The organism is Archangium sp., assembly GCF_036388035.1.
GTDB lineage: Bacteria > Myxococcota > Myxococcia > Myxococcales > Myxococcaceae > Archangium.
The window spans coordinates 17,899-30,867 of sequence record NZ_DASVSO010001045.1; the positions used below are offsets into that span (position 1 = coordinate 17,899).

Below are 12,969 nucleotides of genomic sequence, written 5' to 3' on the forward strand. Positions count from 1 at the left end.
GCCCCTCGTGGTGGCCGCCGGACCCCATGTCGCCCCTCTCCAAGAGCCCCTCATGCTGACCTCGCTCGCTGGTCACGACCTCCTCGAACAGCTCCACACGGGTAACAGTGTGGTGATCTACCGCGGCCGGCGTCGCCTGGATGGCGCTCCTGTCATCCTCAAGGTGCTCGACGAGGAGCATCCGCCCCTGGCAAGGTTGCTCAGCCTCCGGCACGAGCACGTCCTCCTGCGGGAGCTGGACGGCGACGGCGCCGTCCGCGCCCATGGCCTACAGGAGGAGGGGGGACGCGTCGCCCTGGTGCTTGAGGACCGTGGCGGCACGTCCCTCAAAAGCGCCGGGCTGCTGGGGAGGCTGGGGCTGGCGGAGGCCCTGGAGCTGGCCATCAAGCTCACGCAGGCCCTGCAGCGCGTCCATAAGCACCGCATCATCCACAAGGATCTCAATCCCTCAAACATCCTCCTGGGCGCTGACGGGAGCGTCGCGCTCATGGACTTCGGCATCTCCACCCGGTTGTCGCAGGAGACCACCGAATTCGGCAGCCCGAAGGCGCTGGAGGGTACGCTGGCCTACATCGCCCCGGAGCAGACGGGACGGATGAACCGGCCTATCGACTACCGCACGGACTACTATTCGCTGGGCGTCACGCTCTACGAGCTGCTCACGGGCCGCGGTCCCTTCACCACCACGGACCCGACGGAGCTGGTGCATGCCCACATCGCGCGTCAGCCGCCGTCCCCCAGCGAGCTCGTTCCGTCGATTCCCCGGGCCGTATCGGCCATCGTCCTCAAGCTGATGGCGAAGAGCGCGGACGACCGCTACCAGTCCACCCGGGGGCTGCTGGCGGACCTCCGCAAGTGCCTCGACGTGCTCCGCGGCGGCGGGCAGTTGCAAGACTTCTCCCCGGGCCTGGACGATCTCTCGGAGCGGTTCCGCATTCCCCAGAAGCTCTATGGCCGAGAGGCCGAGCTCGCCCGCTTGATGGAGGCCTTCGAGCAGGCACGCGGCAGGCCCGTGCTCGCCACGGTGGCGGGCCCCTCCGGCGTGGGCAAGTCGGAGCTGGTGCAGGAGCTGCACCGACCGCTCACGGTGCAGCGTGGTGGCTTCGCCGCAGGCAAGTTCGAGCAGTACCAGGATGGCACTCCCTACGGAGCCTTCCAGCAGGCACTGCACGCGCTGGCGCAGCAGTTCCTGACGGAGAGCGAGGAGCGGCTCACCTCCGTGCGCGGGCGGCTGCTGGCGTCGCTGGGCGGAAACCTCCGCGTGCTGGCAGACTTCTGCCCCCCCGTGAAGTTCATCGTTGGCGAGCACCCGCCAGTGCCCATCCTGGGGCCCATCGAGTCACGGGCCCGCTTCCACCGCGCGCTCATCGAGTTCGTCTCGACGCTTGCCTCGCCAGAGCACCCGCTCTGCCTCTTCCTGGATGACCTGCAGTGGGCGGACCTGGACTCGCTCAAACTCCTGCAGGAGCTGCTGCGGGCCGGCGAGGGCGTGGCGCTGCTGGTGATTGGCGCGTACCGGGACGACGAGGTGGGGGCATCCCATCCACTGCTGCCGGTGCTCCAGGAGTTGGAGCGCGAGGGCACGAGCGTCCATCGCCTGGCGCTCCGGCCGCTGGGGGCGGAGGAGCTGCGCGAGCTGGTGGCGGACACGCTCTCCGCCAGCGTGGGCGACGTGGTGTCCCTCTCTGAGGTGGTGCTGGCGCGCACCGGAGGCAACCCCTTCTTTGTGCGGACCTTCCTGGGCTCGCTTCATGCGGAGGGACTCATCACGCCGGGGCCGCGGGGCTTCCGCTGGGACCTGGAGAGCATCCGGCAGCGGGGAAGCACGCGCAACGTGGCGGAGCTGCTCGTCAGTCGTCTGGCGGGGCTGCCCCCGGAAACACGCGCGGCGATCGAGTTCGCGGCGTGCATCGGCCTCCATTTCGACCTGGACCAGCTCGGCGTGGTGATGGGGCGGCGCGACGGCACGGTGGGGCTTGCCCTGTGGGCGGCCGTGGAGCAGGGGCTGCTCGTCGTCCTGGATCGGGCGCACTCCGCGGTGGAGCTGTCGCAGCCGGGCACGGCCATCCGCTGCCGCTTCGTGCATGACCGCGTCCAGCAGGCCATCCTCGATAGCCTTCCGCCCGCGCGCCTCGCGGTCATGCACCGCGACGCCGGCACGCGGCTGCTGCGCCATGTGGGGCCCGAGGGCCTGCAGGCACACCTCTTCGACATCGTGCGCCAGCTCAACCTGGGCCGGGCGGCGATGACGACGGCGGAGGATCTCGATGCGCTGGCCCGTTACAACCTCCAGGCCGCGCAGGCCGCGCTCGCCTCCACCGCGGCGCAGAAGGCGCTGGAGCTGGCGCGGGCCGGCCTCGCCTTGCTCGACGCCGAGGCGTGGGGGCAGCGCTACGAGCTGACGCGCGACCTGCACCTCGTGGCGGCCGAGGCAGCCTTCCTCACGGGGGACCTGGACACCTTCGAGATGTACTTCCAGCGCGGCATGAAGAACGTGCACACGGTGCTGGAGGAGGTGCAGCTGCGCAAGATTGAGGGGCCGGTGCGCCTCGCGCAGGTGCGCATCACCGAGCTCATACACATCTACCTGTCCATCCTGGAGCGGCTCGGCTTCGGCCTTCCGGAAGGGTCACCCGCGGAGTCGATGGGCCTCGCGGTCGGGCGGGTGGAGGCGCTGCTCGCCGGTCGGACCATCGAGGAGCTGGAGCACCTGCCCGTCTGTGGTGAGCCGCTGGCGCGGGCGGCCATGGAAATCCTCAACCGGCTGCTGCCGCTGACCTTTGTGTCCACCAGCGCCCTGACGGGCCCGGTCATCTGCAAGCTCACGGAGCTGTCGCTGCAGCACGGGAACACGCCGGACTCCTGCATGGGGTACATCTTCTACGGCGTCGTGCTCTCCAAGCAGGGACAGATCGAGCGGGCGTACCGCTTCGGCCGGCTGGCCCAGCGGTTGTCGGAGCGGCTCGGGGACAAGAAGGTCATCGGCTTCGTCGCCCAGTACGCGAACTACCAGCTCATCCATTGGAAGGTGCCGCTCTACGAGCTGTCCTCCGGTCTGTTCGAGGCGTACCGCCACAGCGTGGACGCGGGCAGCCCTTACGAGATGGCGTCGAGCAGCTGCACGTACTGCATCAACCGTTTCCACGCGGGGGACGAGCTGGGCGCGCTGGCCGAGGACATGAAGCAGTACGGACAGCTGGCGATCCGGCTGCGGCAGCAGATGGTGGTCAACTGGCACCAGATCCACCAGCAGACGGTGGCCAACCTGCGCAACGACGGCCCGGAGCCGGTTCGGCTGCGGGGCGAGTTCTACGACGAGGAGCAGCGCGTCCCCGAGCACCAGCAGGCCCACGACTCGGGCGCCCTGTGGCTCTACCACCTTTGCAAGACGTACCTTGCGTTCCTGTTCGAGGACGCCCCAGCGGCGGCGACGCACGCGGAGGCGGCAAGCGCCTACGCGCAGATTGGCGCGGAGGCCATGTACGCCGCGCTCTGGCGATGGCTCAACGCCATGGCGCGCCTGGGCGTGCTGCGGCAGGCCGCGCCAGAGGAGCAGGCCCGGCTGCTCGGCATCGTCGAGGGCGCCCTGGGCGAGCTGCGCCACTTCAGCGAGCACTGCCCGAAGACGTACGAGCACAAGATTGCGATGATCGAGGCCGAACGGGCGAGGGTGCTCGGGCGGACGGACGAGGCGCAGGCGGGCTTCGAGAAGGCGGTGGAGCTGGCGCGGCGCAGCGGCTACCTCCAAGAGCATGCAGTGGCCTCCGAGCTGGCGGGCCGCTTCTACCTGGAACAGGGCGAGCAGCGTGTCGCCCGGGTCCACCTGCGCGAGGCCCACATGGCCTGGCTACGTTGGGGCGCGGTGGCCAAGGCAAAGCGGCTGGAGCAGCAGTACCCCTACCTCCTGCCCCGGGTGGCCACCGGCACCCTAGGCGCCGCGACGCTCTCCGCCAACCGCAGCGGCGAGTGGGACTTCAACGTGCTGGACCTCGTCAGCGTGCTGGACGCCTCCCAGACGCTGTCGCGCGAGGTGGACCTGCAGCGGCTGCTGGAGCGGCTGATGCAGCTGCTCGTCGAAAACAGCGGTGCCGAGGTGGGCTACCTCCTTGTCGAGCGCAATGGACAATGGGTCGTCGAGGCCGGAGGGGGTCTGGAGCGCGAGCGGGTGCCGTCGCTGCAGTCCATCCCCATGGCGGAACTGGAGCGGTACGGCGCGCGCGGGCTGGCACAGTCCGTCGTGCTGTACGTGGCCCGCACGCAGCAGAGCGTGGTGCTGGACGACGCGCGCACCAGTACCCAGTTCGGCAAGGACCCCCACATCGCCTCGGGTCGGCCCCGCTCCATCCTCTGCTTCATGATGGCAGGCCACGTCGGGCGGCGCGGGCTCGTCTATCTGGAGAACGGGCTGACGCAAGGTGCCTTTACCCCGGGTCGCATCAAGATTCTCCAGCTCCTCTCCACCCAGGCTGTCATCTCTCTGGAGAACGCGGAGCTGTACGGCACCCTGGAGAAGAAGGTGCACGAGCGGACGCTGCAGCTGCAGACGAAGAACCAGGAGCTGGCGTCGGCGCTGGAGCAACTGCGCGAGGCGCAGGACCGGATGATGGTGCAGAACCGGCTGGCCGCGCTCGGTGCGCTGACGACGGGCATCGCCCACGAGCTGCGCAACCCCCTCAACTTCATCAATAACTTCGCCGGCATGTCGATGCAGCTCGTCGAGGAGGTCGCCACGGAGCTGGCCGCTTCGCTGGCGGCTCCCTCGGCGGGCGTGGGGGGCTATGTTGAGCAGACGCTGGCCGACCTGCGCACGAACCTCACCACCATCAACCAGCACAGCCGGCGGATGGAGGGCATCATCCGCTCGATGCTGGACCACTCGCGCGGGGGGCAGGGCAAGGCGGAAGAGACGGACCTCAAGGCGCTGGTGACGAGCTTCGTCAACGTGGCTCACCAGGCGCAGCGTACCAAGCTGCCGGTGCTCGACGTCGCCCTGGAGCTGGTGATGGAGCCCGAGCTGGGCCGAGTGGTGCTCGTGCCGCAGGAGATCAGCCGCGTCATCCTCAACCTCGTGGAGAATGCCTGGCACGCGGTGCGCGCGAGAGCGCAGCGCATCAGTGACACGGAGTACCGCCCGCGCATCCGGGTGAGCACCCACGGGCAGGGGGACGCCGTGGAACTCCGGGTGTGGGACAACGGCACGGGCATTCCGAAGGCGATGCTCCACCGCATTTTCGAGCCCTTCTTCACGACGAAGCCGACGGGGGAAGGGACGGGGCTAGGGCTCTCCATCTGCTACGACATCGTCGTGCAGGGGCACCGGGGCAGCCTGCATTGCTCGTCCCAAGAGGGCGAGTTCACGGAGTTCACCGTCCGCCTGCCCCACCGCCGCGTGTGAGACGCCAAGCGGGCCCTTCGTCGTCCCGCCCCGGCTCGGACGAGTTGGGCTTGCCCCAATTATGTGGACAGTAGGGTTATGCTGCCAACTTTTGCGGTAAGGCGGCAAGCTCAAAGTCCACAGGACTGAGGTAGCCCAGCGAAGAGTGGCGCCGCTGGCGGTTGTAGAAGACCTCGATGGACTCGAAGAGCGCCGCCCTGGCCTGCTCGCGCGTGGCGAAGTCGGCGTCGTGGACGAGTTCCATCTTCACGCTGCTGAAGAAGCTCTCGGCCACGGCGTTGTCCCAGCCATTGCCCTTGCACGACATGCTGCATTGGATGCCGCGTGCGGCCAGGGCCTGCTGGTAATCGTCGCTGGCATACTGGCTGCCCCGGTCCGATTGGTGCAGCAGTCCTTGAGGTGACTGCCGTCCCTTGAGAGCCATGTCCAGAGCGCGCAGCACCAGATGCCGGTCGATGTGCTCGCCCATGGCCCAGCCCACCACCAGGTGAGAGAAGAGGTCCAACACCACGGCTAGGCCTCCTCCTGCACCAACCGGACTGCCTCCGCCTTGAACTCCGGGGTAAAGCTGCGGAGCGGCCTTCTTTGTTTCTTCTTTGTCGTGGACATCCCAGGACTCCGTCATCACATCTTGGGTGTCCACGGAATCAGAGCAGGCACACACCACGGCCCCCCTGCTGCTCAAAGCAGGCGTCCCACTGGCCACCGTGCAGCGCATCCTCCGCCACTCGGACCCGGCCATCACCACGAAGGTGTACGGCCACCTCGACGTGGAGGACATGCGCAAAGGCCTCGACCGGCTCGACTTCGCAGCGCCCGAGCTAGCCCCAGCCGAGTAATCCCAGGGGCCGCCGGAGGTGAACCCTCGCCGCTTGCTGCTAGTTTGCTGCTGGCTTCTTGGTCCCAGAAAGACGAAGGGCGCGGACCCGAGGATTTCTCCAAGGATTCCGCGCCCTTCTGATGGTCGGGGAGACAGGATTCGAACCTGCGACCCCTTGGTCCCGAACCAAGTGCTCTACCAGGCTGAGCCACTCCCCGTTACCGATACCTTCGCCGGAACTGCTCTCGGGCCGTCGAAAGTGAGCGGTCATGTATCCGAGCCGCCCGGCCTAGTCAACGGCCCTGGATCTCCTTTTCATCCCTGGAGTTTTACAGAGGGTGGCCCTCGCCCCATGGGGCAAGACGCACCCAGCCCCCCCTCGCGTAACCTCGCCATTTCGCGAAGGAATCCATCAGGAACGCTGCTTGCTTGGCTAACCACCGAACAGCGAAGCCACCCCGGGGTCCCATGCCTTCTCCGGTCGTCCTCATCGCCGATGACGAGCCGCTCGTTGTATCCGCACTGACCCGCGCGGCCCGTCACTCGGGCCTCGACTCCGTGACGGATACCACCTCCGAACATGTCCTGGATCTGGCCCGGAAGCACCGGCCCGCCGTCATCATCCTGGACCTCCACCAGCACCAGGATGGGAGAGATCTACTCGCCCAGCTCAAGCAGGACCCCGACACGCGTCAGTGCAAGGTCATCATCCTCAGTGGCGTGGAGGACCAGTACACCCGCCATGTGTGCTTCGAGCTCGGAGCCGATGCCTACGAGGTCAAGCCGTTCGACCACACCTTCATGACCCGGGTGGCCCGGCTCGCCGGCGTGAAGGAGCTCCACCCCGTCTGAGCCCCCCTCAGGGACGCAGCGAGCGGATGGCGGCGGCGTAGTCCTTCGAGCCGAACACGTACGAGCCCGCCACCAGCACGTCGGCCCCGGCCTCCACCACCCGCCGGGCCGTCTCGGCGTTGATGCCTCCGTCCACCTGGATGTGCGTGGACAGCCCTCGCGCGTCCAGCATCGCGCGCAGCCGGCGCACCTTGTCCACCGTGCGCTCGATGAAGCTCTGCCCCCCGAAGCCGGGGTTCACGCTCATCAACAGCACCATCTCCACGTCGCCCAGCACCTCCTCCACCGCCGACAGCGGCGTGGCCGGGTTGAGCACCACCGCCGGCTTCGCCCCCGCGTGGCGGATCTGCTGCAGCACCCGGTGCAGGTGCGTGCACGCCTCCGCGTGGACCGTGAGGATGTCCGCCCCCGCCTTCGCGAAGGCCTCGACGTACTTCTCGGGCTCGACGATCATCAGGTGGACGTCGAGGGGCCGGGTGGCCGACCGCTTGATGGCCTCCACCACCACCGGGCCGAGCGTGATGTTGGGCACGAAGCGGCCGTCCATCACGTCCACGTGGACCCAGTCCGCCCCGGCGGCCTCCACCGCCCGCACCTCCTCGGCGAGGCGGCCAAAATCAGAAGACAGCAGCGAGGGGGACACGAGGACGCGGCGCATGGCGGCTTCATAGCCACTTCCGCTCGCCGGTGGTACCCGCCTGTCAGGGGGGCGGACGGCCTGACTGTCGGCCCCCGACAGGCGGCATCCAAGGAAGCTCAACCGCCCCGGGGTGGGCGAGCCCTCCGGGTCCCGTGCTAAGAAGGGGCCTCCCAGGCCGTGCGCCGTCCCATTCGGAGCCAACTCCCGGTGCTTCCACAGACCCACCCGCCCGATCCGCCAGACCTCACCCGGCGCCTCAAGAAGCTCACGTCCATCCTGGACGTCACCAAGGCCATGAGCGCCGAGCGCGATCTGGACCTGCTGCTGCCGCTCATCCTCTACGAGGCCAGCAAGGTGGTGGAGGCGGACCGCTGCTCGCTCTTCGTGCTGGACCGCGAGCGCAACGAGCTGTGGAGCAAGGTGGCCCAGGGCTCCAAGAGCGAGATCCGCCTCCCGGTGGGCAGCGGCATCGCCGGCCAGGTGGCCCACACCGGTGAGGTCATCAACCTCCCGGACGCCTACGCCGACGAGCGCTTCAACCGCTCCTTCGACACCCTCAGCGGCTACCGCACCCAGAGCATCCTCTGCGTGCCCATGCGCGACGCCAACGGCGAGGTCACCGGCGTCATCCAGGCCCTCAACAAGCTCAGCGGCCTGCCCTTCGACTCCGAGGACGAGGAGCTGCTGCTCGCCCTGGGGGCCCAGGCCGCCGGCGCCATCGAGAACGCCCTGCTCCACGAGGAGATCAACAAGCTCTTCGAGGGCTTCGTCTCCGCCTCGGTGGTGGCCATCGAGTCGAGAGATCCCACCACCGCGGGTCACTCGGGCCGCGTGGCCGACCTCACCGTGGCCATGGCCCGCGCGCTCGAGCACGTGCACGCCGGCCCCTACGCCCATACGCGCTTCAGCGTCACCGAGCTGCAGGAGCTGCGCTACGCCTCGCTGCTGCACGACTTCGGCAAGGTGGGCGTGCGCGAGCCGGTGCTCGTCAAGGCCGAGAAGCTCTACCCCCACGAGATGGAGGGGCTGCGCTCGCGCTTCCAGCTCGCGCGCAAGGACCTGCAGCTGCAGAGCTACCGCCGCCGGCTCGCCGCCGCGAAGCTGCGCGGCACGCACCACATGGCGGAGATCGACGCCGAGGAGGACGAGCGGCTCGGCAAGGAGCTCAAGCAGCTCGACGAGGTGCTCGAGTTCGTCCTCACCTGCAACCGGCCCACGGTGCTCGCCCAGGGCAACTTCGAGCGCCTGCACGAGCTGCGCGGCCTGCGCTTCCTGGACGCCTTCGATCAGGAGAAGCCGCTGCTGCTCGAGCGCGAGGTCCAGTCGCTCTCCATCGCCAAGGGCACCCTCTCCCTCGAGGAGCGCCGGGAGATCGAGAGCCACGTCGAGCACACCTACCGCTTCCTGTCGCAGATCCCCTGGACGCGCACCCTGCGCCGCGTGCCGGAGATCGCCTACGCGCACCACGAGAAGCTCGACGGCACCGGCTACCCGCGCGCCATCCCCGACAACACCATCCCGGTGCAGTCGCGGATGATGTCCATCGCGGACATCTACGACGCGCTCACCGCCAGCGACCGGCCCTACAAGAAGGCCGTGCCCCACCAGCTCGCGCTCGACATCCTCAAGAAGGAAGCGCAGAGCGGCCAGCTCGACATGGAGCTGTACCGCATCTTCGTCGAGGCCGAGATTCCCAAGCGGGCCCTGCAGGACCCCCGCGGGTAGGCGGCAGGAGGGGCCCCACCCCGGGGCCCTCTCCCAGCAGAGGAGAGGGCCGGGCTCCGGGGCCCTCTCGGACTAGCCGCCGATGGTGTGCAGCCGCAGGCTGTTGATCTTGCCCGGCTGACCCACCGGCGCGCCGAACACGATGACCACGCGGTCACCCTTCTGCGCCAGACCCCGCGCCAGCAGCTCCTCCTCCACGCGGCGCACCATCGCCTCCGTGTCGAGGATGGGCTCCAGCACCCGCGGCACCACGCCCCACAGCAGCGCCAGCCGGCGGCGCACTTCCTGGTTGGGGCTGAAGGCCACGATGGGCACCGGCGGCCGGTAGTGCGCCAGCAGCCGCGCCGTCACACCCGACAGCGTGAAGGCGGCGATGAGCGACGCGCCCGCCTGCTTCGCCGCGTAGCACGCGCTCGCGGCGATCACGTCCGGGAAGTGCGAGGGCAGCCCCACCGGCGACTCGTTCGGCGTCCACAGGCCCTGCGCCCGGATGGTGGACTCGGCCGCCAGGACGATGCGGTCCATCATCTGCACCGACTCGATGGGGAACTTGCCGCTGGCCGTCTCGCCCGACAGCATCACCGCGTCCGCCCCGTCGAAGACGGCGTTGGCCACGTCGCTGGCCTCGGCGCGCGTGGGCCGCGGGTTGTCGATCATCGAGTTGAGCATCTGCGTGGCCACGATGACGGGCAGGCCGCGCATGTTGCAGCGCCGCACGATGTCCTTCTGCACCGAGGGCACCTCCTCGGGCGGAATCTCCACGCCGAGGTCACCGCGCGCCACCATCACGCCGTCCGTCTTGTCCAGGATGGCGTCCAGCCGGGCGATCGCCTCGGGCTTCTCCAGCTTGGCGATGATGGGCACCGAGCGGCCCACGTCGGCCATCGCCGCGCGCGCCATGTCGATGTCGGCCGGCTGGCGCACGAAGGACAGGGCGAGGAAGTCCACCCCCGCCTTGATGCCGAAGATGAGGTCCTCCTTGTCCTTGGGCGTCAGCGCGTCGGCTCGCACCGCCACGCCCGGCAGGTTGATGCCCTTGTTGTTCTTCAGGGTGCCGCCGAAGATGACCTTCGTGCGGATGAGCTGCTTCTTGTCCGTCTCGAGGACCCGCAGCTCCAAGAGGCCGTCATCCAGCAGGATGCGGTCTCCCGGGTTCACATCCGCCGCCAGGTGAGGGTACGTGGTGGACACGATCTCATCCGTGCCCTTCACGCTCTCATCCGTGGTGATGTGGAACTCGCTGCCGTCCTTCAGCTCCGTGCTGCCGGTGATGAAGCGGCCGGTGCGGATCTTCGGGCCCTGGAGGTCTCCCAGGATACCCACCGCCTTGCGGACCTTCATCGAGGCCGCTCTGAGCTTGGCGATGTTCTCGGCGTGCTGCTCGTGGCTGCCGTGAGAGAAGTTGAGCCGGGCTACGTCCATCCCGGCTTCCAAGAGGGCCTCCAGCATTTCCTGGCTCTGGCTGGCCGGACCAAGGGTGCAGACAATCTTCGCGCGTCGCATAGGGCAAAAGAGGATTGGGTCGAGGCACGCGCAGGGTCAAGCAACGTCCGCACGAGGCCGTCGATCGGTAAATTGGTAAAGCAGCGGGCAGGGAAGCGGTCTCAGCCCCGCAGCAGCAGGTTCAGGTTCTCGCGCTCCCAACGCAATGCGGCACCGTAGAGCGGAAAGGCCTTCTCCCGGTCTCGGAACGCCCTCGGATGGTGCACGCGACGACCATGGCCGTTCGAGCTGGGGAAGAGTTGGTGGAGCATCTCGTGAAAGACGATGAACTCCACGAAGTAGGTCGGAACTTCCAGGCGATCCAACGCGGGGTGGATGCGGATCTCCCGCGTCTGGTGGTCGTACACGCCCAGGCGGATGGACTTGCGCCGCCGCCGGGGAGGCATGCGGCCCCAGCCGATGCGCGCCTGGATGCCCCCCTGGAAATAGGTGTGGTTGAGCGAGTCGAAGAGGGCCTGCAGGTCGAAATAGCGCCCCCTCGGCTCCAGGTCTGCCTCGGCCGCGTGACGCTCCTGGCGGATGCGCGGCTGCTGGCCCCGGATGTAGTCGTCCAGCACCCCGCCGGCCACGCGGTTGCCACGGCCCGCGTAGTCCGCCACCGCGCGCACCACCTGCTCGGGCGCGTCGAGGAACATGTGGTGCAGGCGCAGCTGCAGCACGTTGGCACTGCGCCGGAAGGACACCATGGTGGAGCGGTTGTCCGTCACCGCCAGCCGCACCGGCAGGCGCAGGTCCGCCGAGAGCCGGAAGGCGAGCGCCTCGGCGCGGGCCCACAGCTCCTCCCGGGTGGCCACCGACAGGTGCGCATCCGTGTCGCGCGAGGCCTCGAGGTGGAAGTTGTCCGCGAGCGGCACCTCCTCCTCGCGGAGCGCGGTGGCCAGACGGTTGGAGGACTCCGCCGCACGGCTGCGCGCGGGCAGCGACGCGGGCGTCTCGCGCACGGGAGGGCGCGGGAACAGATGGAACTGCTGCTGGGGCGGAAGGGACGACACGCGGGGGGCATCGTACCCGTCGGCACCGGGGACTCAAGGCCAGCCGAAACCGCCTGCTCGCCCACCGTCGACCCGTCAACCCCGCCCGTGCGCCCTCGCTTCAGCGGCGAGCTGCTCGCCCAGGGCCTCCACCGTCTCGTGCGTGGTGCCAAAGGTCGCCAGCACGTCCTCCATGCTCTCGGCCTCCTCCACCGCGAGGCAGGCGTCTCCGCCCGCTCGCGCCTCGGCCAGGTCCCCATAGCGCCCCATCTGCACGCTCCAGCTCCCGTCGGGCCAGCGCTCGAACGGATACAGCCGGCAGGCCACCGGCCGGACGTCCGCGGGCAGGCCGCATCCCCTGCCCCGTTCGTGGAAGACACAGGCCCCCGCGCGCATGGCCAGCGTGAGGCGCACCGGCCCCCGGCGGAAGTAGCCCCGGTAGAGGGGACGGCGCGTCTCGTAGTCCGCCGCCTCCTGCTCGGAGAGGCCCTCCTCGACGACGAAGCGCCGGGCGGCGAGCCGCGCGTGCGCGGTGATGCGCTCCACGTCCGCGCGCGTGAGGGTGGCCAGCTGCTCGTCCTCCTTCGGCTCGCAGCACGAGGCGCCCAGCGCCACCGGACAGCGGGCACAGGCCGGGCTCGTCGGGGGCTTTACGCTCATGGGGCGGCGGGCGGGGCCTCGCCTCCGCGCGTCTTCAACAACCGCTCCAACCGCTCCGGCTCCATCCGCACCACCAGCGTCTTCTCCCGGGTGTAGAGCACCTGTCCGGGCGCCCCCCCCTTCACCTTCTTCACGAACTTCACCGGCACCCAGCTCACCTCGCCTCGCGGCTCGCCCTTCGCCCCCGAGTGGTGCAGCGCCAGGTGCGCCGCGTCCAATAGCACCTCCTGCGCCACCTCCACCCCCTTCTCCAGCGGCACCACCACGTGGCTGCCGGGCAGTCCCCGGGCGTGCAGCCACAGGTGGCCCGGACGCGCCACCTTGAAGGTGAGCGTGTCGTTGTCCTCGCCGCCCTTGCCCACCCAGATGCGCTGGCCCCCGTGCCCCACGTACTCCTTGAAGG

At 68.9% G+C, this 12,969-nt stretch carries 9 protein-coding genes, 1 tRNA gene and 1 pseudogene; 4 read left to right on the forward strand and 7 right to left on the reverse strand.

Annotation, left to right across the window (positions count from 1 at the left end):
• Positions 1–52: 52 nt before the first annotated feature.
• Positions 53–5,395 carry a trifunctional serine/threonine-protein kinase/ATP-binding protein/sensor histidine kinase gene (locus tag VF697_RS42980; RefSeq protein WP_331104533.1) on the forward strand — a complete coding sequence of 1,781 codons (5,343 nt, stop codon included), beginning with the start codon at positions 53–55 and terminating at the stop codon, positions 5,393–5,395.
• A 76-nt stretch (positions 5,396–5,471) separates the two neighbouring features.
• On the opposite strand, the pseudogene VF697_RS42985 reads toward VF697_RS42980, so the two are convergent.
• Positions 5,472–5,912, reverse strand: a pseudogene (locus tag VF697_RS42985) (IS3 family transposase); the annotation flags it as partial.
• Between the two features lie 118 nt (positions 5,913–6,030).
• On the opposite strand from VF697_RS42985, the gene VF697_RS42990 reads away from it, so the two are divergent.
• Positions 6,031–6,234 carry a hypothetical protein gene (locus VF697_RS42990; protein WP_331104535.1) on the forward strand — a complete coding sequence of 68 codons (204 nt, stop codon included), beginning with the start codon at positions 6,031–6,033 and terminating at the stop codon, positions 6,232–6,234.
• Positions 6,235–6,356: 122 nt separating this feature from the next.
• Here the strand turns inward: VF697_RS42990 and VF697_RS42995 are convergent.
• Positions 6,357–6,433, reverse strand: a tRNA-Pro gene (locus tag VF697_RS42995).
• 250 nt (positions 6,434–6,683) lie between these two features.
• Between VF697_RS42995 and VF697_RS43000 the strand changes: the two genes are divergently transcribed.
• Positions 6,684–7,067, forward strand: a complete 384-nt coding sequence (locus tag VF697_RS43000) for a response regulator (protein WP_331104537.1) — start codon at positions 6,684–6,686, stop codon at positions 7,065–7,067.
• Between the two features lie 7 nt (positions 7,068–7,074).
• Here VF697_RS43000 and rpe read toward each other — a convergent pair whose 3' ends face one another.
• Positions 7,075–7,725, reverse strand: coding sequence for a ribulose-phosphate 3-epimerase (rpe, locus tag VF697_RS43005; protein WP_331104539.1), 651 nt, complete (start codon positions 7,723–7,725; stop codon positions 7,075–7,077).
• Between the two features lie 189 nt (positions 7,726–7,914).
• Between rpe and VF697_RS43010 the strand changes: the two genes are divergently transcribed.
• Positions 7,915–9,432, forward strand: a complete 1,518-nt coding sequence (locus tag VF697_RS43010; protein WP_331104541.1) for a GAF and HD-GYP domain-containing protein — start codon at positions 7,915–7,917, stop codon at positions 9,430–9,432.
• A gap of 72 nt (positions 9,433–9,504) precedes the next feature.
• Here the strand turns inward: VF697_RS43010 and pyk are convergent, their stop codons facing one another.
• The 4 genes from pyk to VF697_RS43030 all read right to left on the reverse strand — a co-directional run.
• Entirely contained in the window at positions 9,505–10,935 is a 1,431-nt protein-coding gene (pyk, locus tag VF697_RS43015) for a pyruvate kinase (protein WP_331104543.1), read from the reverse strand.
• A gap of 101 nt (positions 10,936–11,036) precedes the next feature.
• Complete coding sequence (locus VF697_RS43020; protein WP_331104545.1) at positions 11,037–11,927, reverse strand: hypothetical protein; 891 nt, start codon at positions 11,925–11,927, stop codon at positions 11,037–11,039.
• A gap of 75 nt (positions 11,928–12,002) precedes the next feature.
• Positions 12,003–12,566 carry a hypothetical protein gene (locus tag VF697_RS43025; protein WP_331104546.1) on the reverse strand — a complete coding sequence of 188 codons (564 nt, stop codon included), beginning with the start codon at positions 12,564–12,566 and terminating at the stop codon, positions 12,003–12,005.
• Positions 12,563–12,969, reverse strand: a 407-nt coding sequence (locus VF697_RS43030; RefSeq protein ID WP_331104548.1) for an NFACT RNA binding domain-containing protein, incomplete at its 5' end; no start/stop codon positions are given. The genes VF697_RS43030 and VF697_RS43025, both read right to left, overlap by 4 nt.